18 protein-coding genes are annotated in these 23,752 nt (G+C 32.8%); 12 read left to right on the top strand and 6 right to left on the bottom strand.

Annotation, left to right across the window (positions count from 1 at the left end):
• Positions 1 to 182: 182 nt before the first annotated feature.
• The 3 genes from OM075_RS20150 to OM075_RS20140 all read left to right on the top strand — a co-directional run bounded on the left by OM075_RS20150 (position 183) and on the right by OM075_RS20140 (position 3,890).
• Complete coding sequence (locus tag OM075_RS20150; protein ID WP_301192354.1) at positions 183 to 1,523, top strand: amidohydrolase family protein; 1,341 nt, start codon at positions 183 to 185, stop codon at positions 1,521 to 1,523.
• Positions 1,524 to 1,650: 127 nt separating this feature from the next.
• On the top strand, positions 1,651 to 2,655 hold the full coding sequence (locus tag OM075_RS20145; protein WP_301192353.1) for a GntR family transcriptional regulator: 1,005 nt from the start codon (positions 1,651 to 1,653) through the stop codon (positions 2,653 to 2,655).
• Between the two features lie 185 nt (positions 2,656 to 2,840).
• Positions 2,841 to 3,890, top strand: a complete 1,050-nt coding sequence (locus OM075_RS20140; RefSeq protein WP_301192352.1) for a UDP-glucose--hexose-1-phosphate uridylyltransferase — start codon at positions 2,841 to 2,843, stop codon at positions 3,888 to 3,890.
• Between the two features lie 79 nt (positions 3,891 to 3,969).
• Here the strand turns inward: OM075_RS20140 and OM075_RS20135 are convergent, their stop codons facing one another.
• Positions 3,970 to 4,482: a hypothetical protein gene (locus OM075_RS20135; RefSeq protein ID WP_301192351.1), complete on the bottom strand. Its 513-nt coding sequence runs from the start codon at positions 4,480 to 4,482 to the stop codon at positions 3,970 to 3,972.
• Between the two features lie 262 nt (positions 4,483 to 4,744).
• Between OM075_RS20135 and purL the strand changes: the two genes are divergently transcribed.
• On the top strand, positions 4,745 to 8,434 hold the full coding sequence (gene purL / locus OM075_RS20130; RefSeq protein ID WP_301192350.1) for a phosphoribosylformylglycinamidine synthase: 3,690 nt from the start codon (positions 4,745 to 4,747) through the stop codon (positions 8,432 to 8,434).
• A gap of 78 nt (positions 8,435 to 8,512) precedes the next feature.
• Here the strand turns inward: purL and OM075_RS20125 are convergent, their stop codons facing one another.
• Positions 8,513 to 12,229 (bottom strand): PKD domain-containing protein, encoded by a 3,717-nt coding sequence (locus OM075_RS20125; protein ID WP_301192349.1) that lies wholly within the window; start codon positions 12,227 to 12,229, stop codon positions 8,513 to 8,515.
• A gap of 55 nt (positions 12,230 to 12,284) precedes the next feature.
• Positions 12,285 to 12,494, bottom strand: coding sequence for a T9SS type A sorting domain-containing protein (locus tag OM075_RS26135; protein WP_363321641.1), 210 nt, complete (start codon positions 12,492 to 12,494; stop codon positions 12,285 to 12,287).
• Here OM075_RS26135 and OM075_RS20120 point away from each other — a divergent pair.
• On the top strand, positions 12,424 to 12,624 hold the full coding sequence (locus OM075_RS20120; protein ID WP_301192348.1) for a hypothetical protein: 201 nt from the start codon (positions 12,424 to 12,426) through the stop codon (positions 12,622 to 12,624). The genes OM075_RS26135 and OM075_RS20120 overlap by 71 nt on opposite strands.
• A gap of 427 nt (positions 12,625 to 13,051) precedes the next feature.
• On the opposite strand, the gene pepF is transcribed toward OM075_RS20120, so the two are convergent.
• Both pepF and OM075_RS20110 read right to left on the bottom strand, forming a co-directional pair.
• Positions 13,052 to 14,932 carry an oligoendopeptidase F gene (gene pepF / locus OM075_RS20115; protein ID WP_301192347.1) on the bottom strand — a complete coding sequence of 627 codons (1,881 nt, stop codon included), beginning with the start codon at positions 14,930 to 14,932 and terminating at the stop codon, positions 13,052 to 13,054.
• A gap of 189 nt (positions 14,933 to 15,121) precedes the next feature.
• On the bottom strand, positions 15,122 to 16,138 hold the full coding sequence (locus tag OM075_RS20110; RefSeq protein ID WP_301192346.1) for a J domain-containing protein: 1,017 nt from the start codon (positions 16,136 to 16,138) through the stop codon (positions 15,122 to 15,124).
• A 370-nt stretch (positions 16,139 to 16,508) separates the two neighbouring features.
• On the opposite strand from OM075_RS20110, the gene queC reads away from it, so the two are divergent.
• The 7 genes from queC to OM075_RS20075 all read left to right on the top strand — a co-directional run bounded on the left by queC (position 16,509) and on the right by OM075_RS20075 (position 23,097).
• Entirely contained in the window at positions 16,509 to 17,180 is a 672-nt protein-coding gene (gene queC, locus OM075_RS20105; protein ID WP_301192345.1) for a 7-cyano-7-deazaguanine synthase QueC, read from the top strand.
• A gap of 50 nt (positions 17,181 to 17,230) precedes the next feature.
• Positions 17,231 to 18,142, top strand: a complete 912-nt coding sequence (locus OM075_RS20100; protein WP_301192344.1) for a 7-carboxy-7-deazaguanine synthase QueE — start codon at positions 17,231 to 17,233, stop codon at positions 18,140 to 18,142.
• A gap of 26 nt (positions 18,143 to 18,168) precedes the next feature.
• Positions 18,169 to 19,047 carry an NADPH-dependent 7-cyano-7-deazaguanine reductase QueF gene (locus OM075_RS20095; protein WP_301192343.1) on the top strand — a complete coding sequence of 293 codons (879 nt, stop codon included), beginning with the start codon at positions 18,169 to 18,171 and terminating at the stop codon, positions 19,045 to 19,047.
• A gap of 143 nt (positions 19,048 to 19,190) precedes the next feature.
• Positions 19,191 to 20,717: a carboxypeptidase regulatory-like domain-containing protein gene (locus tag OM075_RS20090; protein ID WP_301192342.1), complete on the top strand. Its 1,527-nt coding sequence runs from the start codon at positions 19,191 to 19,193 to the stop codon at positions 20,715 to 20,717.
• 106 nt (positions 20,718 to 20,823) lie between these two features.
• A complete protein-coding gene (locus tag OM075_RS20085) occupies positions 20,824 to 21,753 on the top strand; it encodes a ketopantoate reductase family protein (RefSeq protein ID WP_301192341.1) in 930 nt (309 codons plus the stop codon).
• A 5-nt stretch (positions 21,754 to 21,758) separates the two neighbouring features.
• Positions 21,759 to 22,406: a DUF429 domain-containing protein gene (locus OM075_RS20080; RefSeq protein ID WP_301192340.1), complete on the top strand. Its 648-nt coding sequence runs from the start codon at positions 21,759 to 21,761 to the stop codon at positions 22,404 to 22,406.
• A 97-nt stretch (positions 22,407 to 22,503) separates the two neighbouring features.
• The gene (locus tag OM075_RS20075; protein WP_301192339.1) at positions 22,504 to 23,097 is read left to right on the top strand and encodes a porin family protein; all 594 of its coding nucleotides are present in this window, start codon (positions 22,504 to 22,506) and stop codon (positions 23,095 to 23,097) included.
• 65 nt (positions 23,098 to 23,162) lie between these two features.
• On the opposite strand, the gene thpR is transcribed toward OM075_RS20075, so the two are convergent.
• Positions 23,163 to 23,672, bottom strand: a complete 510-nt coding sequence (thpR, locus tag OM075_RS20070; protein WP_301192338.1) for an RNA 2',3'-cyclic phosphodiesterase — start codon at positions 23,670 to 23,672, stop codon at positions 23,163 to 23,165.
• Between the last annotated feature and the right edge of the window lie 80 nt (positions 23,673 to 23,752).

The following is a 23,752-nucleotide window of genomic DNA, read 5'->3' as shown; positions in this document are numbered from 1 at the left end:
TTAAAATGAAGCTGCAAAAATAGAATAAATGGTATTGAATGCGGTAAGTATTTTGTTAAATGTTTTGAAAAGTCTCTTTAATAGCTTAAATTTAAGATAAATGCATAAATTTTTAGATGCCAAGTTTTCAGAAGATTTTTATTAATTAGTGGTTGTAACTTTTCTTTAGTAAGGTTTTAGTAATGAATTATTTATTAATTAAAAATGGTTATGTTGTAAAAGGTTCTGCTATCATCACTGAAGATATTTTAGTGGGTGGAACTAAAATTCTGGAAATGGGTGTGGGTTTGGAAAGACCTACTAGTGAAACTCCGGTCATTGATGCGTCCGGTAAGTATATTATGCCTGGTGCAATTGATATTAACAGGCATTTCTTAGATTTGGTAAAGGAGAGTGCAAATACTTCAGAGTTGGAGAAATTAAATCATGCTCAAATATTTAATGGTACTACAACCATGATAGATACTATTGAAGATTGTTACCAGAAAAACTATATTTATAATATTTATAAAGCTAAAGAAAAATCCAAAAACAATCTTATCGACTTTAGTTTTCATCTTACATTTTCTGAAATAAAGAAAAGTTCTGCTGACGCATTCGACTATAGTTATGTTCATGAGGGTGTTTCAACTCTATTAATCAATGTATCTTTATTACAAAATGAAAATATAAATGTATTTGATGGAATATTTAAAAAAGCATCAATACATAACCTTGTAATTATTTGTGATTTAAATCTAAGGGAGAATTGTAAAAGTGATATCGAAAATATTTCATTAAGCGACCCTATTATTCTGGAACATCATTTTCGTTTGTTATCAATACTAATTGATCTGGGGATTAAGTACGCTTCTCCTTTATTGTTTTTAAATGTAAAGTTTAAAGAAGAATTAGAATTAATTCAGGATGGCATTGAAAGAGGTGGAGATTTTTATTCCAGTCTTAGATTATGGTTTAATTTAGGTAACTACTCTCAGATAAATTACAATGAGCATGAATTGTTAACAGGAATTGCCAGTGAATATAGTTTACACCCTATTTTTGAAGATGAAGTGTGGACTTTGGTTAAAAACCAGAAATTCTTAATCAATCCACCGTTGTATAATTTGACCATAGAGGAAGAGATGCAGGAAGAATTGGTGTATAACAGACCAGATGCTTATTTCTATATACGAAACTATTTAAGTTTATTGTATACGGTAGGAGTTACTCAAAAAAATATTTCAATGCTGGATTTGGTAGATATTGTTTCCTCAAGACCATCAAAGTTAATGGGATTATGGCCGCAGAAAGGATTGTTAAGTCCGGGAGCTGATGGAGACATTGTTATTTGGAATCCAACATTTAATAGAAACTTGTACTGTTCAATGCCTAATTCGGCTCACTCTTCCAAACAGAATGTAAAGTTACAAGGTAGGGTTGATTTTGTGTTCGTGAAAGGTAAAATGGTTTATAATGGTGAAACATTTTATCCACGACCGTCGGATGGAGAATTTATCTTTAGAACATCAAAAATGTATTAACCAGGGCTGTTAACGAATGTAATCTATTCATTAATAGCCTTAATTATTATAATCCATAGCTATAAAATACCTCTGTTTTTAAATATTGTTCTATTTTTGCATACTAGTAGACACCGGTAGGAAAAATATGGTTAAAAAAATAATTAAAATAACATCAGAGCATTCTCAAGCAAAATATAGACAAATTATTCAATCCGTAATTAATTCCATTTCGGAAGGTGTAATTAAAAAGGGTGATAAAATACCATCTATTAATGAGATAGCTAACGAGTATAATCTCTCAAGGGATACTGTAATGTTAGCATTTAATGAATTGAAAGCCAGAGGTATTTTAGGTGCTGTTCCGGGAAAAGGATATTTTGTAGAAAGTGATAATATTGCTGTTTCATCTAAGATTCTTTTATTATTTGATGAATTAAATACTTTTAAAGAAGAACTATATAACTCTTTTATTGAAAATTTACCGGATGATACTCAGGTTGATATTTATTTTCATCACTTTGATATTAATGTTTTTACTTCGTTAATCAGAGAAAGGGTTGGAAAATATTCAGCTTATGTAATTATGCCTGCAAACCTCACTAATATCTCATCGATATTAAATTTACTACCCTCAGATAAAGTTTATATTATTGATAGAAAGCTGGATGAATTAGAGGGATATCCTGTAATATACCAATCATTTGAGGAGGATATTTATAATGGATTATTTGAGGCTAAAGAACTTCTTCATAACTATAAAAAATTGATTTTTGCCTATCCTGGTGGAAAGGAACCTAAAGGATTTTTGACTGGGTTTACTAATTTTTGTACCGAATTTGGATTTAATCATTCCGTTTACGATCAAATAAAAACCAAGCCAATACGAAAGGGAGAAGTGTTTATTTTGCCAAATGATAGAATGTTGATTAACCTGGTGAAGCGGTGTTGGGAAAAGAAATTGGAAATAGGTAAAGATATTGGTATAATTTCGATTAATGATTCTGCTTTAAAAGAAGTGGTTGCAAATGGAATTTCAACGATATCAACGGATTTTAAATTGATGGGTAAAACACTTGCCGATTTTGTTGAAAATAGAAAATCAGGGGAGGTGAAAAATACCTCCAGATTTACAAAGCGAAATTCCTTGTAATCGTAATAGAAAATAGATTAAAAGTCAACTATTATATTGATAATTAATTTAATTTTTCATGGTGTATCTATTTGAAAAATTAAAAAATATTGTACATTTGCCTACCAGTACCTACCAGTTGAAAGGTAGGTGTAAAATTTGATAATAATTCTTACTTTAACATAGTTAATATAAACAAGAATAAGATGGCACAATTTAATATGGAGGATCATCCTCATCGCAGACTGAATGTATTAACAGGTGAATGGGTTTTGGTTTCACCACATAGAGCTAAACGTCCATGGCAAGGTCAGGTTGAGAAAATTTCGGAAGAAAAGAGACCTGAATATGACCCAACATGTTATTTATGTCCAGGTAATGAGCGTATCGGAGGACACTTAAATCCTAAATATACGGAACCATATGTTTTTGTAAATGATTTTTCTGCATTGTTAAATGATACACCAGAAGGTGGTGTTCAATCAGAAGATGGATTATTTCAGTCAAAAAGTGAAAGTGGTATTTGTAAAGTAATTTGTTTTTCCCCACGTCATGACTTAACAATTCCTGAAATGGAAGTTTCTGAAATAAAGAAAGTTGTTGATTTATGGGCTCAGGAGTATAAGTCTATTGGTGAAAATGATTTTGTAAACTACGTTCAGATATTTGAAAATAAAGGAAGTGTAATGGGGTGTAGTAATCCTCATCCTCATGGACAAATTTGGTCATCAAGTTCTGTTCCTAATGAGCCAGCAAAAGAGCAAATTAAAATGCTTGACTACTATAATAAATTTGGCAGAAGTATTTTAGCTGATTATGTTGCTGCAGAGTTAGAGAAAAAAGAGCGTGTTTTATTTGAAAATGAACACTTTGTTGGATTAGTTCCATATTGGGCTGTTTGGCCATTTGAAGCAATGATTGTAAGTAAGCGTCATGTAACAAACTTATTGGAGCTAACAGAAGAAGAAAAAGAAGCGTTTGCTGCTGCATATAAGGAATTAACTGTGATGTATGATAATTTGTTTGAAGTTTCATTCCCTTATTCTGCAGGTATTCATCAGGCGCCTACAGATGGTGAAGAACATCCTGAGTGGCATTTGCATATGCATTTTTACCCACCATTGTTACGTTCAGCAACCGTTAAAAAGTTTATGGTAGGATATGAAATGTTGGGTAATCCTCAGCGTGATATAACTGCCGAAACAAGTGCACAAAGACTTCGTGACCTTTCTAAGGTTCATTATAAGTACAGGTAGTTTTTTGGTTTTAGAGTAAAAGGGTTACTGTGGTAGGTAGCCCTTTTTTTGTATTATAAAGTTTTGAATGTTAAGTTTACTATAATTTTTGGGAATGAACACCTTCTGTTTTTAGTCCTATGTGCTTCATCGTAATGTTTTTAAAATCTACTTTCTCAAGATTTCTTAATGCTGCAATTTTGCCTGAGGTATCAAATATTATTTGATCAAAACTCTGCAAGTCTTCCTTAGTTAGCTTTTCTCCCATATCAATTTTAACTTTAATAAGTTGTAATCCATTAAATGAATTTCCAACAATGTCCTGTACTGTTGATAAAGTGGCTTGCATTGTTTGAAGTCTTTGCTTTTGTATCTTTTCCTGAGTTTTGATTTTAGTTATTTCTCTTAACAAATCAATAAAAATACCTGCGATCAGGATCAATCCATAAAGTATTAATTCATCAATTTCATAATTTTCAGCATTCTCCAGGATTGTTATTATCTTTTCAAAGATGTCACAATTGTATATGTAACAAAGGAAGTATAGAGTTAACCAAATAGTTATCGATAAAAGGGAGTATTTAAATTTAAAAATTTTTGGTAATAATTTCATTTTAATAGGGACGTTCAATGTATATTTATTTCAATGATTCACATTTATACTTACGAGGGTATATTAAGTTTCGTAAAATAAATATTTTATTAAGTAAAATAAATATTTATTTGTTCTAACCCCTAAATAAAAGTGCTTTAGTAGAATATAAATGCTAAAAGATGAAAACTTGTAATTAAAAACTATTGGCCATTTTTCAGAAATTAGTTTGTTTGTTGTATTTTTGCAGCTCAAAAGATTAATCTCATAAACTGGAAAATTCATGGTCCTTTTCTTTAAAGGTAAATCAGAACAGATTTTAGCAGTAGGTTGCGATGCTGAGTTTGCAGCTGAAGATGTAAAAAAGCTTGAATGGCTTTTTAGTGGTGCCACCAAAACTGACGAGCAGGAATTAGGTGGCTTTTTTGTTGGTCCTCGTAAAGAGATGATTACTCCATGGAGTACCAATGCAGTTGAAATTACTCAAAATATGGGACTTACAGGTATATCTCGTATTGAAGAGTTTTTTACAGTTGCAGATGAAGCTGCAGCGTATGACCCAATGCTACAAGTTTTATACAAAGGTTTAGGACAAGATATTTTCACAATTGATAAAGAGCCTGATCCAATTGTTGAAATCGAAGATGTGGCGGCTTACAATAAGTCAGAAGGTTTAGCTTTGAGTGAGGAAGAAGTTTCTTATTTAGATGGATTAGCTAAAAAATTAGGAAGAAAACTTACAGATAGTGAAGTTTTTGGATTCTCGCAAGTTAACTCAGAACACTGTCGTCATAAAATTTTTAATGGAACATTTATTATTGATGGCGAGGAGAAAGAGAGTTCTTTATTTAAGTTGATCAAACGTACTTCTGAAGAAAATCCAAACTTTCTTGTTTCTGCATACAAAGATAACGTAGCATTTATTGAAGGACCAAAGATGATTCAGTTTGCTCCTGCTACACATGATAAACCAGATTTTTTCGAAACAAAAGAGATTGAATCAGTTCTTTCTTTAAAGGCTGAAACACATAACTTTCCTACAACAGTAGAGCCTTTTAACGGTGCAGCTACAGGTTCAGGAGGTGAAATCAGAGATAGATTAGGTGGAGGAAAAGCTTCTTTACCGTTGGCAGGTACTGCTGTTTACATGACCTCTTATTCACGTTCTGAAGAAGGTAGGGCATGGGAACAGGCAACAGAGGCGCGTCCTTGGTTATATCAAACTCCTGAGCAAATTTTGATTAAGGCATCAAATGGGGCCAGTGATTTTGGTAATAAGTTTGGACAGCCAATGATTTGTGGTTCAGTACTTACATTTGAACACTTTGAAAATCAAAAGAAATTTGCATTTGATAAAGTAATTATGATGGCTGGAGGTATTGGATTTGCTAAGAAATCTGATGCTATTAAAGATACTCCGACTAAAGGAGATAAAGTAGTTATTCTTGGTGGTGATAACTACCGAATTGGTATGGGTGGAGGAGCTGTTTCTTCAGTTGCTACCGGTGAATTCGATAACTCAATTGAATTAAATGCAGTTCAGCGTTCAAATCCTGAAATGCAAAAAAGAGCCATGAATGCTATTCGTGCAATGGCTGAAAGTGATGATAATCCAATTGTTTTGATTCATGATCATGGTGCGGGTGGTCACTTAAACTGTCTTTCAGAATTAGTAGAAGAAACAGGAGGTACTATTCATCTTGATAAATTACCTGTTGGTGATCCAACCTTGTCAGCAAAAGAAATTGCAGGTAATGAATCTCAGGAAAGAATGGGATTGGTTCTTCATGAAAAAGACATTGAGCGTTTAAAGAAAGTTGCAGACAGAGAACGTTCTCCAATGTATGTTGTAGGTGAAACAACAGGAGATATGAGCTTTGTTTTTAAAGACGATAAAGGCAATGCACCAATCAACTGGCAATTGTCAGATATGTTTGGTAATCCTCCTAAAACAATTATGAATGATGTTACCGTTGAGGAAACATTTTCACCTGTTGTGTACGATGCTTCAAAAATTGAAGAGTACTTAAAAAATGTATTGCAGTTAGAGGCAGTAGCATCTAAAGATTGGTTAACTAATAAAGTGGATCGATCTGTAACTGGTAAAGTTGCTAAACAGCAATGTGCCGGAGAAGTGCAAATCCCATTAAATAACCTTGGAGCAACTGCTCTTGATTATACAGGAACTTCTGGTTTGGCAACATCTGTAGGTCATGCTCCAGCTATTGCAATGATTGATCCAGAAGCTGGTTCTAAGATTGCTATTGCTGAATCATTAACCAACCTTGTTTGGGCTCCATTTGCTCGTGGAATTAAAGGTGTTTCTTTAAGTGCAAACTGGATGTGGCCTTGTAAAAATGAAGGTGAAGATGCAAGATTATACAAAGCTGTTGAGGCTGTAAGTGATTTTGCTACAGACTTAGGAATTAACATTCCAACAGGGAAGGATTCACTTTCAATGACTCAGAAATATAAGGATGGAGAAGTTGTTTACTCTCCAGGAACTGTTATTATTTCAGCAGCTGCAGAGGTAAGTGATATTAAAAAAATTGTAGAGCCAGTATTGGTAAAAGATACTGATAGTTCTATTATATATCTTGATCTATCATTCGATAGTCATAAATTAGGAGGTAGTTCATTTGCTCAGGTTGTCAATAAACTTGGAGCCGAAGCACCAACTATTGCTGATACTGATTATTTTAAAACCGGATTGGAGACTATTCAGGAATTGATTAATCAGGATTTATTATTAGCAGGTCATGATATTTCTGCAGGTGGTATGGTAACTGCAATGTTAGAAATGTGTTTTGCTAATAGTAATTATGGAATTAAAGCAGATTTATCAGCTATTGCTGAAGATGATATTGTTAAAATTCTATTTGCTGAAAATCCTGGTGTATTAATTCAGGTTAAGGATGTAGAAAAAGTAACTGCTCTTCTTGATGCTAAAGAATTAGGCTATCAGGTAGTAGGTTCACCAATTGAAGAAAGAGTTTTAGATATTACTAAGGGAGATCAGAAATTAGCTTTCGATATTGATGAAATGCGTGATGCATGGTATAAGACTTCTTACTTATTAGATAGAAAACAAAGTGGTGCAGAATTAGCCAAAGAACGCTTCGATAACTATAAGAAACAACCTTTAGCATTTGATTTTAAATCAGAATTTGATGGTAAGCTAGCATCTTACGGGCTGTCATTAAACAGAAAAGAGAAATCAGGAATTAAGGCTGCTATTATTCGTGAAAAAGGAGTGAACGGTGATAGAGAGATGGCTTATTCAATGTATTTAGCTGGTTTTGATGTTAAGGATGTTCACATGACAGACTTAATTACTGGTAGAGAAACGCTTGAGGATGTTAATTTCATTGTATTTGTTGGTGGATTTTCAAATTCAGATGTTTTAGGTTCAGCAAAAGGTTGGGCCGGAGCATTCTTATATAACGAAAAAGCCAAGGCTGCATTGGATGCTTTCTATAAGAGAGAAGATACAGTTAGTTTAGGAGTTTGTAATGGTTGTCAGTTGATGGTTGAACTTGGTTTAGTTTATCCTGATCATGATGAAAAGCCTGTAATGCTTCATAATAATTCACATAAGTTTGAGTCAAACTTTGTAAATATGAATATTGCAGATACAAATTCAGTGATGTTAAAAACACTTTCAGGGAGTCGTTTAGGAGTTTGGATTGCTCACGGAGAAGGTAAATTTAACTTCCCTTATGCAGAGGATCAATATAATATAGCTGGTAAATATTCTTACCAAGCTTATCCTGGAAATCCAAATGGAAGTGATTTCAGTACAGCTGCTATTTGTTCTAAAGATGGTCGTCATTTAGCTATGATGCCTCACTTGGAAAGAGCTATTTTCCCTTGGCAATGGGCACATTATCCTGGGGATCGCAAAAGCGATGAGGTTACTCCTTGGATTGAAGCTTTTGTTAATGCTCGTAAATGGGTTGAAAGTAAGAAATAAGTAATTTTTTAATATAAAAAAAGCGATGTCAGTAATTCTGACATCGTTTTTTTATTTATGATTGTTGCGTTAGATTAATTATTTATCTTTTATACAACGTATAGAATACCCTAAAATAGGATAGCCCCACGGTAATATTTCAGCTTTACCAGGAGTTTCTTCATTTCGTGAATCAATAGAAAAATAGGGTACATCACTTGTTGTAGTATCATCATCCTGAGCCCACCACATGCCTACTTCTCCTAATAAACCCATTTCACCACTGGGTTCTCCACCCGGTAAGGCTGAAAATCCAAAAGCATCAAGACCATATTCCCAAGTGTTCTCATTCCACCTTGGTTGTTCTGTAGTATTACAATTGCCTTCTAATATTGAATTTACTTGTCTGCAAGATTTTAAAGCATTACCTTCTTTTCCTTCATATCCATGCGTAGCAACGTAATCTATTAACTCCTGCCATTCTTCTACTGTTGGAATATGCCATCCTTCCGGAGCAGCAGTTTTAGATGCCATAACATTGTAATAGGCTCCGTAATTTAAATAGTTGTCGGTTGATTTTGCTGCCAGAACATCGGATCCTTCATATCCATATACATAATATTTTACAGAGATGGTATCTTCCCAATAATCTTCACTCATAGGATTGCTAACACTAGGCAGATAAGCGAGATTTTCAGTCATCCAGGTTTGATTACCAATAGTAACATATCCGTAAACATGATTATCTCTGGTATCTGTAAAAGTATTTGCTTCATTAACAATGATCAAATTAGAAAAAAGAATAGAATCGTTTCCATATTTATTTTCAACAGATAATGAAACGGAATAAGTTCCGGGAGTTGAGTATAAATGTTTGGGATTGGCATCAGTAGATGTTGTCTCGTCTCCAAAATTCCATAAATAATTCGATGGTGAATTTTTAGATGTATTTATAAAATATACCGTATCACCAATTGCAATATTAGTTTGTTCTGTAACAAAGTTTGCTACCGGAGCAAGACCAACATCAATCATATTGTTTTTTATTAATGTGTCACTCGATGTAGAATTAGATGCAATGAGTTGTACCGTATATACCCCGGGAGTTGAATACATATGTTTTGGTGCTTCTTCAGTGCTTGTTAATCCATCTCCAAAATCCCATAAGTATTCAGTTGCATTGTTGGATAAATCTTCAAATTGCACATAGTCATTAGTTGACACTTGGATTTTATCCACTGTAAAATCTGCTAAAATAGGAGGGATGCTTACAGGAATAAATTGAACATTACTAGCAACGCACCCAACGCTATCTTTGACATAAAAAGTATAACTTCCCGGAGATATATTTGAAAATATACTATCGGATGAGTAACTACCATTTATATCATTAATTGAATAGGAATAAGGTTTAGTACCTCCAATTGTATTTGCGGTCACAATATCGCCTGTTATAGAGGTATTTAATATTAAACCGGAATTTTTACAATTACCTATTGTATAAGATGTTGTAGCCAAACAACCATTGCTATCTTTAACGTAAAACATGTATGTTTTTCCGGGGGCATTAAACCAATCCTTGTATTCGTAAGAATATAATTTTGGTTTTGTTGAAGTATAATTAATTCCATCAGTAGAGTAAGTGTATGGAGCACTACCGAGATTACCTTTTAATTCGTAATAGTTAAAACCCCATTTTACCTTATGATAAACCAATGAAGCAGATAGTGATGAATTAGCGCAAGCCATCCCTGCACTGTTTGAATATGAATGAACTTCAATAGGGGATTTATTAAGGTTATTACCATCACAATCTGTAGCTGTTATTTCAAGAGTACTGAGATTTTCTCCTCCAGGTGTCCAATTTGTTGATGCTTCACCATTTAAATCAGTCACCATAAATTTCGGGTCTGCACTTCCGCCATCTTGAGGATCGAAATAAATAATTGCTCCAGGAATTGCAAATCCTTTATTGCTTTTTGCTTTTATGGTAATAGGCTTACCTAATTGGGTATTATCATCATAATACTGATTATTTCCAGAGACTAAGCTTAGTTTACTTGGAAATTGAAGATGGTAAAATCCTTTTGTAAAAGTTTTTTGAATATCAAAAAGATCTACTTTAGCAATTTTAGCTTTTGCACCTACAGTAATACTTCCTCCAATATCTAAATTGGCCTGCCAACCTGCATATCCTGAATCAAAACCAGAAGCTCCTGCTCCGGCACAAATTTCAAAATCTTCATTAAGTCTTGCGTCTATATATGGTCCAACAATTCCATATACTTTAAAAGATACAGTTGGCCCAATTTCAAAGTGTTGTGTGAGGTTACCATTTACCTCAACATTATTATTCATCACATGTTCTTCTTTTTTATTGAACAAATAGTGCCAGTCTTTTGAATAATATTCAATGGCCGAAGTATAGGTGGATGTATGTGTTTGACCGTGTTCTACATGTATACTGGCATCAACATCTACAGAAAGTGCTCCTTCGAAAGTCAACTTACTTTTTACAGTTACAGGAACTCCGCCTATTACAAATACACTTGTTTTACTTTTAGAAAATAGCTCGAAAGTTTTATCTACAAGATTTGCTTCAGCAGAGGCATCGAAAACTACCTGGTAATTACTGTTTATTGTTGCATTATACATTCCAGCTTTAAAACTTTTTAAATATGGACGACCATACCATTTCGTTTTAATGTTGAAATCAACAACAATATTTGGATTAAACTCATAATAACCGGACAATCTGAGATTGGCATAATCGTTACTCCATATGGTATCATTAAATTCTAAACCAATTAAAGGTTTATTTAAAACATTGGCTTTTAGTGTTTTCTTATTATAAGAAACACCATGCCTTATGTATTCAATTTGGTCTTCACCTGAATACACAAATCGCTTATTCTTATATTTTGGATTGGTTGTTAATTCAATTCGAGTGGGCAGGTGATCTAATTTCTGATAATTAGATGAAGACTTAAGTGTTGAAGATACTGGATCCAATGTTCCTAAGTTAAAAGCTCCGTTAACGGTTATATCACTTAATGAACCCTGACTGGTGTGAATTGTATAAATATTATTGTCTAAAGTAAACGAATCAACTAAACGAATGAAACCTTCACCTCCTATACCAATTAATACTGTAGAATCATTTATTGTTGGAGGAGATGCGCCAAATTGGATTCTGTAAATGCCATTTTCTAATTGATTTGTATCACTTAATATAATGTCTGTTGTATCAATTATTGCAATATTTTTAATGTATTCATTTTTTACAAACTCTATTTTAACTGTATCAGTGCTACTTCCACAAGTATTTGAATTGGTCCAAGAAATGAAGTATGTAGAATCATTTCCTTGGAAGATGGCATGAGGATCATTAATATCAGTGAAACTGCCATCTTTACCGGATAAAACTTTCCACGTACCTAATGTTCCATCAGATCTGTTTCCGGTCAGTTCCACTGATTCTGCCGAAATAACCCGATCTGTACCTGCATATGCTACAGGAGGTAGTTGAATATGGCTTACTTTGGAATATCCATTGGGACAGCTTGAAAAACAATTTTTGGCTCTGTAGTATTTTGCTTCTTCCGGGTAAAAAGTGTAGGTTGTATCATTTGCACCTTCAATATCTATCCAATTTTCATTATCTAAAGACTCTTGCCATTGAATGCTACCCGAATTGTAATTTCCGGTTTTTAGTACTACCGTATCTGAACCACAAATGTTTATTATTTGAGCACTAGTGAATTGATGATAGAAAATTAAGAGTAAAGGAATTAAAAGAATTAATTTGTATTTCATGAGTTTGTTTTTACAAAGAGTCTATGATTAAATTGACTTTTTATTTGGGTTGGAGTTATTTTTTTAAGATAATCTTTCTACTTATTCTATCTGTATTATTATAAATGGAGACAATATAAATCCCATCAGCATGGTTATTGAGATTAACCTGTTTTATAAAGCTGGAATCAGGACAATAAAAAAGGTCTGTATATATGACTTTACTATTAGTATCATATATACATACAGTGAAACTTTCAAGAGGTGCAGTTGAGGATAGTTTTATTGTAATTATTCCTTTAGAAGGGTTAGGAGTAACAACAAAAGATACATCATTTTTATTGGTTGTAAATTTATCAATTGCTGTATTAGAGCATGGATCTGGTAAGTCAAGAGTTACTTTTATTTGTCCATAAGATTTTAAGCCTGTAATGCATAGAAAGCATAAAAGAATTGTTTTTTTTAGCATAACTGTTTTTTTAGTTAGAGAATAGCCGAAGCGTCTTAAAATAAAGCTATTTTGCAGGTGAAATTACAGTGAGTTATCAGCTGATACAACAAACTGAAGTTTTATTTAATAAGGTTAGCATATTGCCAATAAAGGAGTGTTTTTTTTAAATAAAAGGATCTGGATAAAGATAAAAGAATAAATATTTTAGAAGGAAAGGTTACTAACTCAATAGAGCATAACCAGTTTAGTTTAATTATAAAGTACTATAAGTTGTATAGTTTAATAGATAATTTTAGTTACAATTCATGAACTTGTATACAAACAAAAAAGCCGGATCAAATTTTGATCCGGCTTTCGTGTTTTCTAAAACTCCTATATTATGTCAATGTCAATTATTTCTTTTTGTCCAGTATCTTTTCAATCTCGTCCATAATTTTATTCATGTTTGCAATAGTACTGTCAAAAGGCTCAGAGCTCATCATATCAACACCTGCTTTCTTAAGTGTGTTAATGGCCCAATCAGAACTACCTGAAGAGATAAAATCCATGTATTTTTTAGTAGCTTCTTTATCTCCTTTAATTACTTCTGCAGCTAAAGCCTGAGAAGCTACAAAAGATGTACTGTATTGATATACATAGTAATCATAGTAGAAGTGAGGAATGAATGCCCATTCCATTTCAATGTATTGAGGAACAACACAAACACCTTCGTCATTACCATAATACTTGCTGGTTATATCATAATACAATTTCGATAAAGCCTGTCCTGTTAATGGTTGTCCGGCCTCTGCAGCTTCGTGCATGCGAAGTTCAAACTCAGCGAACTGTGTTTGACGGAAAAGTGTACCTTTAAAACCATCAAGCATAGTCATTAATAAAGATAATCTTACATCATCATCCTTAAGTTTCTTTTCCATGTAATCAGCTAATAATGCTTCGTTAAAAGTAGAAGCAACTTCAGCTAAGAAAATTGGGTAATCAGCAGTTGCATAAGGTTGTCTTGTGTTTGAAAAATAACTATGCATGGTGTGTCCTAATTCATGAGCTGTAGTAGTAACAGCATCATAATCTCCATTATAGTTTAATAGTATGTATGGGTGTACATCATATGCACTACCATTAGAATATGCTCCACTTCTTTTACCTTTGGTTGGGTAAACATCAATCCATCTGTTGCTGAAAGCCTTTTCAACGGTTGAAGTATATTCTTTACCAAGTGGTTTTAAAGCATCTAAAATTAATTTTTGACCTTCCTCGTAAGTGTATTTTAATTCAACACCTTTAACTGCAGGAGCATATAAATCAGAATATTTCAAAGTATCTAATCCCATCATTCTCTTTTTTAGCGCAAGGTAGCGATGGAATGTTGGTAAGTTTTTGTTTACATTTTCTACAAGAGAATGATATACTTCAACAGGAATATTATTACCTTTTAAAGCAGCTTCAAGAGTGGACTCGTAATGACGAGCTTCAGCTCTAAAGATATGGTTTTTAACCTGACCACTTAATAATTCTCCAAAAGTACCTTCAAATTTTTTGTAATGATTCCAGAATGCATCAAATACAATTTCTCGATCCTTAACATTTGGAGAAACTCTGTATTTAGAGTAATTAATTTTGTTTACTTCTATTTCTGTTCCATCACTTAAAGTAGCTTTAGGCCAAATCATTTCAGCATCACTTAACACGCCGTATACCGAGCTTGCTGTACCACTTGTCATGCTTGCTTTAGCCATCAGTAACTCTTCTGGTTCAGATAAGGTGTGTTTTTTCATTCTGTAGGTATCCATCAATTGTAGTTCGTAGATTTTTAAACCTTCTTCCTCGTTGATGAATTTTTTCATGGTTTCTTCAGGAATCGCCGCTAACTCAGGAGAAACAAAAGCCATTTTTTGTCCCAAAGTTATAAATGCCTGTCTGATTTCCTTTTTTAGAGATTGATTTTCCTGGTTTCTTAAATCAACATCTGATTTTAAAGAAGTATAGATATATAAACGAGATCCTTCTTTATTAATATCACCACTTAAAGTCAGGAATTCAAGTAATGTTTTTGCTGAAGATCCTAATTTACCTTTGTAGTTTTCTAATGCAGCAGCTTTTTCAATTAACTTATCTTTAGCAGCACTCCATGCCTCGTTGGATTCGTATAAATCATATACGTTCCATGTATCCTTTTCTGCAATTTCAGATCTTTCTTTTTGTGCTTTTAAGGATGGTGTAATTAAACACAGCAGCATAGCGATGCCGAATAAAAAGTGAAATGGTTTATTCATTATTTACCAGTTTTAGGTTAATATTTAACATTTTGCCTACGAATGTAGAAAATTTGAGAATTTGATTTTATGATATTTAGTAGGGTTTTGTACTTAAAAAGTTAAAAATTAAGAAAAAAGTTCTTCTAAAATTAGGGTATGGATGTGTGTTTTGGTATTTATGTTCGATAATGAACAGAAAATTCGAGGTTATTCAATAATTGTCTGTTTTACGACTCTAAATCCTAAACAACCATCTTTAATAAGATAAGTGATCTTTCCATGTCCAATTATTTTTTCTCCATCAAAAATTAATCTTATTCCTGTGTATTTATCATAGCGATTATTTTCAAGTGTTATTTTTGGTAAAATAGGAGAAGGATCGTGGTAGCTGTAGGAGTACCAATAGGTTTCATAAGTTGGATTTGAGGCAATGAAATAATTGATCAGAAAAAGTAAATTAATAGCAAATGGAGCAAATCCAAATTTAATTAGATATTTATAATAGCGACTTTTGAAAAATCTGGATATTATAATTCCACAAGTAATAAATACAGAATAGACAGCAATAATATACTTTAATTCAATTAATGTATTTAAAGTAATTGCGAATAAAATGATGATGTTTAATATTAAAAACAACATAATTTTCATCATTTTAGAGCGGATAGTACTATGTTTAAAATCAACAATTCCTTTAAAATTAAGAATAACAAAAAATCTTATTAATAATCGAAACCATATTGGTGCCGTAGGTAAAATAATTATGGCGCTAATAGCCAATCCTATTATACCATGCTCCAAAAAAGTAAACACAGGAATACCAAAAACAAATAAAAGTAAAAATACCAAACCAAACAGATCAAGAATTAGGTTTAGAGCTTCCGTTGTTTTATAAATGTCTGAATTTAAGTAAGCCTCGTATTTCATTTGAGCATAGGCTTTGGCTCTTTCTCTGGCCTGTTCTCTTTCTTTTTGTTCCCACTCCTTCTGATATTCAGCCTGTCTTTGCGCTTGTTGTTGTGCCCTTTTGTAATGGTTCGTATGGGTTCCTTGTGTTTTTAATAAATACTCATAGGCCTCATTCAGTAATATAAATTGCTCATGTGCGTCATCAGCTTTGTTTATATCAGGATGCAATACCATAGCCTTTTTTCGGTAAGCTTTTTTTATTTGATCAAGTGTGGCATTGGGTGTTACACCAAGAATGTGATAATAATTATGCATTATAGGGTTTGTTAATATTGTGGTGCTAAACTAAGCAAATGATTTTAAAATCAGGTATTAATGAGATTAATCATGTTTGAATCGAATACTTTTTATTGGAATGATTGTTTTATATTGTGTGTTATATTTATATTTGCATCATAATTTCAGACAGTTCGTTTACGCCATCCTGTCTATAAACAAAACCAGGGTATATGTTAGAATTACTTCTTTAGTACATTTCTGTGCACATATCTCATGTTTTGTAATTTAATAGAGAGTTTTATTTCTATTAATATTGTAATAGGCATTTTTTCGTAGGCGATTTGATTGGTCTGTAAAAGATTAGTTACTAATTATAAGTAACAAAGGACTAATAACTTATAGTGTAATGAAAAAAGCAGTCGTATTATTATCCGGAGGGTTAGATTCCGCCGTAGCATTATATTTAGCAAAAAGTAAGGGATTTGATGAAGTTCATGCAGTTTCGTTTAATTACGGACAAAGACATGAAACAGAATTAAATCATGCCAAAAAAATTGCAGAAAAGGCAGAAGTTGCTGCTCATAAAATTGTAACTCTAAATCTTGGCGACTTTGGTGGTTCATCTTTAACCGATAAAAATATTGAAGTTGAAGATGGTGATGTTAACAGAACAGATATACCTGTTACTTATGTTCCTGCACGAAATATGGTTTTCTTATCAATTGCTGCTTCTTATGCTGAAAGCATCGAAGCGCAGGATATCTTTATTGGAGTGAGCCAGGTTGATTATTCCGGTTATGTGGATTGCCGTCAGGAGTTTATTGATGCTATGGAAGCAGCTATCAACAAAGGAACTGTGATGGGTGCTGAAAGTGGTAAGCCCATAAAAATTAACGCTCCTTTTGTTAATATGACGAAAGCCGAAGAAATTAAACTAGGAATGGAATTAGGTGTGGATTTTGGTTTAACATGGTCGTGCTACCGTGGGGGAGAGAAACCTTGTGGAACTTGTGATAGTTGTTTATTAAGAGCTAAAGCCTTTGCTGAAGCAGGATTTGAGGATGCAGCCTTAAAGTAATTTTACTTACGATTTAAAATTGTTTTAGGCTTATTAATGTAGATGAGAGCATGATTGTAGAAGAAAAAATAAAAGAGGCGGAAGTTGAAACAAGTATAGTTGAAAATACTAAACTTGTTTTAGTTGGAGAGGGCGTGTTTCCTATTATAAAAGATGCTAACGGAGCGTGTATAAAAGATATACCTAATACTGGTTTTGGTATTTCAGGTACTGTTCAGGGCGAAGGAAAGCTTGCCGGAACTCCATCTTTATTTATTCGTTTAGCAAGTTGCAATTTGCGATGTATATGGCAAATGGAGGATGGAAGTTTTTGTCGTTGTGATACTTCATATGCATCTTTTCATCCAGAAGATAAAAAGAGTTGGAGTATTCAGGAAATTGTGGATGTTGTACGTCACAATATTGGCAATATGCAACATGTTGTTATTACAGGAGGTGAACCTTTATTGCAAAAAAAAGGTGTTACTGCTTTGTGTAAAACACTGAAGGAAGAATTAAATGTTCATATAACAATTGAATCCAACGGTACTTTGTTTGATGAGGAGTTAACCAAGTGGGTTGATTTATTTAGTATATCTCCGAAGTTAAGTAATTCAGTACCTTCTGCTGATAAAATGAAATTTTATAACGAAGCAGAAAACGGTTCATCCAGATATCATCATGAAATAAGAAGAAATCTAACTGCCTTGCAAAATTATGTAACTGTTGCAAATTCAACAACTACAGAATTGCAGTTGAAGTTTGTGGTGGGAAAAGTTTCTGATGAAGCAGAAATTATTAATGATTATTTAAAATTGCTTTCAGGATATAATCAGCAGGATATTATGTTGATGCCTTTGGGAGCAACACATGAACAACTTGCAAATTCAACACCAATTGTATTGAAGATGTGTATTGCCAACGGGTGGAAATATAGTCCAAGGATTCATATTGATATTTTTGGATCGAAACAAGGGGTTTAATACAATAAGAATTGGATTTTTGTGATATGAATGAGATAGAAGGAAAAGTACTAGGTAAGCAAATCAGTCATCCTAGAGAATATGCACCAGAGATATTGGTTGCTGTTCCAAGGTATTTAAATCGCGAACAATATGGTATTGAAGAATCAGACTTACCTTTTGTTGGAGTGGATGTTTGGCATGCCTATGAATTGGGATTTTTAACTCAACAAGGATTACCTGTTACAGGTATATTAAAGCTGGTTTACCCAAGTAATAGTGAGTTTTTAGTGGAAAGCAAATCACTAAAGCTATATCTGAATTCCTTTAATATGGGTAAGTACGGAGAAAACCGGGCTCAGGCTATCTCTTCAGTCCTTATTATTATTAAAAATGATTTGTCAAACTTGCTTAAAGTTGACATGGAGGTTTTTTTTCACACAAGTTATTGTGAAAATAAGTATGATTTTTCAGACTATCAACTGCTTGAATCTATCCCGGAGGCAGATAAGGTAGTGTTTGAAATATACAAAGAGGATAAAACTTTGTTAGCTGGAGAATTATCAGATGAACCAGATGAAATCAAAGTAAGTTCAAATTTATTGCGTAGTAACTGTAAAATTACGCATCAGCCTGATTGGGGAAGTATCTTTATTCATCTTAAATCAAATTATAAAATTGATAAGATATCCATATTGAAATATCTGGTGTCAATTAGAGATGAAAACCATTTTCATGAGGAAATTTGTGAAATGGTTTATAAAAGATTACTAGATGCTTATAGTCCTTTCGAATTGATGGTATCATGCTTATATACACGAAGAGGAGGAATTGATATTTGTCCTGTAAGAGCAAGTAAAAGAGAACTTCTACCGTCAAGTATTACGGACGTCAATTGCTTAACAGCACCAGCTTTCAGACAATAGTTATCTCGTTAAAAGAAATCGTAAATTCATCAATTAAAAATATTCATTCATCCTTTTGTTTGAACAAAAAGGTCATATATTCGTATCTTGGTTTTAAATTAATGAAGTACTCGTAAGAGTAGATATTATAAAAATTATTAGATATGATTAGAAACGTTTTTGTGTTTTTATTAGTGTGTTTTTATTGTACAGTAAATGCTCAGGTTTATATGCCTAGTGGAAAAACATACTATATACAAAGTGCCCAAACTTATGGTAAATCAAATAAAGGGTACTGGGATTTCCCAGGAACTAATCCTACTTATAGTAAAGGTCAGAATTTAAAGGTGTGGGATTTTGAAAATCGTCCGGATCGTAGATTTAAGTTTGAATATGCAGGATTTACAAATGATATATATTATTTTACAATAGTACCTGAATATACGCATAGAAGAGGAGTTATAGATGTTAGTGGAGGACGGTCTGAAGATGGTACAAATATTCAGGTATGGGATCGCAACAACAGATCTTCACAAAAGTATTATTTCAAGCATGTAGGGAATGGGCGTTGGAAGATCTATAACCAGAATGGCAAAATTGTTTGTTTACAAGGTAAGAGCAGCGAAAATGGGACCAATATTCACTTGTGGAATGACCATACGTTACCAACCACAGAATGGGTTTTCATTGATACAGAAACAAAGGTGGCCTACAATCCTGAAGTTAAGCCATTTGGCCAGGTTATAGATGCAGTAACAGGTCAGCCTATTAATAATGCTACAGTTACAGTATACAATACAAATATTGTAAATATAGAGCCACATACTCAGCAAACGGATCTTAATGGAAAATTTAAGTTTGATGTAATTGATGGAATTAAATATGGTTATCGTGTCGTTATTTCTGCACCTGGCTATGGATCAAAGTATGAGGATGGACATACAAATTATACATGCGTTTATACCACTTACAAATTAACACCTAAAGGAAATCAAGCATTGTTATCTAATGGACCACTTGGTGATTGGTTGTATAAAAATTCTAATGGAGAATTATATTATGAGTATGGTGAAGTATTGCATAAAGATAAAGAGTTCTTTAACTCAGTGAGGTTTGAAGGAGCTGCAGAACAATTAAATTTAATCAGGCAAGAGATGGGAGTTACAGATCGTCCGGCACTCACTGATGAAGAAATATTTGAACAACTTAAGAAAGTTTGGAATTTCTGGTGCGTAAGTACCAAAAGCCTCATGGGTAATAATGTAGATCCAATCGCAAAGGAGGCCAACAAATATCAATCTGGGGAATCTCAACTTAGAGAACAGTGGCCATCGATACAACGTTATGCTCAATGTTATCATAAATACGGTTTTATCCCGGTAGGTAATTGTACATCAAATACGTTGGCATTTGCTAATTTACTTACACTTACCGGTATACCTAAAGAAAAATTGGCTGTAGAGGTTATGAATCCTTTAACACAGGCTAATGGAGAACATTGGTCGGTTATTATAAAATTAAAAGGTAAGTGGTACTGGATGGATCCGCAATCTACTTATGTAAAATTAACTTCATTAGATAATTTTACCAGTTTTCCGAAGGTGCGCAGTATGGCATATGATAAGCCATATAAAGTTTATCCATTCCCAGGTAATACAATGACTAAGGTTCCATTATGTAGTTATGAGTAGTAACAAAAATTTAGAGAAGTAATTTTTTTAAAAAGATAATTTTATATAGATTTCCTATTCTGAGTAATCAGAATAGGATTTTTTTTACATATAAATTTCGTTAGATATGAATATTGCAATTATAGGTACAGGTGGTGTTGGAGGTTATTTTGGTGTTCGATTGGCTCAGGCAGGACATAAGGTAACCTTTGTAGCAAGAGGAAAACATGGAGATGCCATTAAAAAGAGTGGTTTAAACCTACTTAGTCCAAAAGGTGATTATGTGGTTGAAAATGCAATAGTTGTTGATGCTCCTGATCAAATAGAAAATCCTGAATTGGTTTTAATAGGAGTAAAGGCCTGGCAGGTAAAAGAAGTTGCTAACCAAATTAAAGACGCATTAACAAAAGATACTGTTGTAATCCCGTTACAAAATGGAGTAATGGCAGCAAAAGAATTATCAGATATTTTGCCACAGCAAAATGTGATGGGTGGATTGTGTAATATTTTTAGTAAGATCAAAGAACCTGGAGTTATAGAGCACATGAGTGCTGAACCCTATTTAATTTTTGGTGAATTGGATAATACTATTTCAGAGCGGGCAAAAACTATAAATAATATTTTAACTGAGGCAGGTATAAAAAATAAACTTTCAGAATATATACAGGGTGATACGTGGAAAAAGTTTTTGCTGATTTGTTTAGGTGGTTTGGGAGCATTAACCAGAGCAAATTATGGTGTTCTTTGCGAAACTCCTGAACTTAAAGAAATGATGGTGCAGATGATTGAAGAAATGTATTTTGTGTCGCAAGCTGAAGGTGTAAAATTATCTGAATCAATAAAAGAAAAAACTATAGCAACAACCATGTCATTCGCTCCAAATGCTAATTCTTCTATGGCAAGGGATATTTGGGCAGGCCGACCTTCAGAATTGGAATATCAAAATGGGAGTGTGGTTTATTTGGCACAAAAACATGGCATTGAGGTTCCGGTTAACTATTTTATTTATCATGCTTTATTGCCTCAGGAAAAAGAAGCTCGTAAACAAATCGGTTAGAATAAATGGATTATAGTGTTTGTACAGTTGGAATAGATGGTTGCAGAGGTGGTTGGCTGTGTTCTGTTATTTATCCTGATTATAATATTTCTATAAAACTAGTTAAACAACTCAATGAAGCTATTGAAATTTTCCTAAAGGCTAAATTTGTATTTATTGATATGCCTATTGGTTTGGTAAGTAGTTGTAATGAAGAGCGTAATATTGATGTGTTGATTAGGAAACAATTAGGTCACCCATTTAGTTCCTCAGTTTTTACGGTTCCTTGCAAACAGGCGGTGTATGCAAATGATTATAAAGGGGCGTCAAAGATTAATCGGGAGATTTTAGGAAAAGGTATTTCTATTCAAGCTTGGAATATTTGCGCTAAAATAAAAGCATTAGATTTATTTTTGAAAGAAAACCAAAGTTTAAAATCAAAGTTCAAAGAAACGCATCCGGAATTGTGTTTTAAACATTTAAAAGGAACATCATTAAATCATAAGAAAAAAACAGCCGGTGGATTTTCTGAACGAATGGAATTATTAGAACAAAAGCAATCTGATATCAAGTTAATATACAAACAGTTTCGACAAGAATTTCTGAAAAAAGATGTAGCAGATGATGATATGTTAGATAGTCTGGTATTAGCTATTGCTCCTTTTTTAGTCTAACATAAATATTAATTTTGCAGAAATTTATACGTGATAATAAAATTAAACTTGTCATTATAAAAACAAATATCTATAACAGATAACAAAACTTTAAATTATGAAGAAATTATTTCTTTTGTCAGCATTGTTAATCTTTTTGTTAAATGTCAATGCGCAAAACAAATTTGAACTTGGAGTAAAAGCAGGATTTAACAGTACGAAAATAAAATTATCTAGCGTGCCTTCTACTACTGAAATTAAAAATGAGGCAAAGTCAGGTTTTTTATTTGGAGCATATGGTAAAGTAAAATTATTTGGTGATGTTTCTCTCCAACCAGAAATTTATTATGCTAAGAAACAAACAAAATATACATTTACTGAAGATACTGGTTTTGGTGAATTAACTGTTGAACAGACCAGTGATATTAAAACCTGGGATATTCCATTGTTGGCAAATGTTCAATTGATTGATCTTAAAGTAGCTAAAATTTATGGAGTAGCCGGACCTGTTGCATCATTTATTACTAAAGATGATTTAAAAGCAATGGAAAATGCAAACTGGACATTTCAAGCTGGTGGAGGTGTATCTATCTGGAAACTTAGTTTAGATGTAAGATATGAATGGGGAATGAAAGATGTTTCAAAAGCTGAATTTGGTCAAAAAACTGATGTGTTAACATTTAGTTTAGGATATAGGCTATTCGGAATTTAAGCGTAATTCCGAGATTATTATCACGTTTTAGAGCTGCTTAATGCGGCTCTTTTTTTTTATCTGCTTTATAAAGAAATGGTATACAAAGGAATGTATTCAATACCATTTTTACCTGACCTGCTTTCAATAATTTGCACTTCTGAAATTATAAACTTTTGGTCCTTATAATTTGTTTGATTGTTTATTAACTCAGGATCTATATGCATGTTGCGTTTATAGCGTGCAATGGTTATGTGAGGACTGTATTTATCATGATTTATTTCCATGTCAGGTGATAAAATCATATTAATGCTATCCTCAATGCCTTTTTGTAATATCATTAAACTTTCGTTGTTTCTTACTTTCAACCATAGAATATTTCTATTTCGTTTTTTCCGGAATATCCCACATTCTCCAATCTGTATATAAAATGGAGTAATTCCTTTCAAATTATTTAGCAGGCTGTTTTTAATTTCTTTTATATATTTGAATTCTATACTACCAATAAATAGAAAAGTAAGATGTAGGTTCTCTTCCTTGGTCCAGTTGATCATTGAAGACGAATTATAATCAAATAGTTCCTTTATTGGTCTCAAAAGTAGTTAAAACTATGCACTTTAGTGCATCTTGCTTTAGCTTCTAAAAATCTTAACTTTGATCATATGGTTCAAAGAAT

Source organism: Plebeiibacterium sediminum, assembly GCF_026013605.1.
Classification (GTDB): domain Bacteria; phylum Bacteroidota; class Bacteroidia; order Bacteroidales; family Marinilabiliaceae; genus Saccharicrinis; species Saccharicrinis sediminus.
Note: the sequence above shows the minus strand (reverse complement) of the source record. Positions and strands in the feature narration are given on the sequence as shown.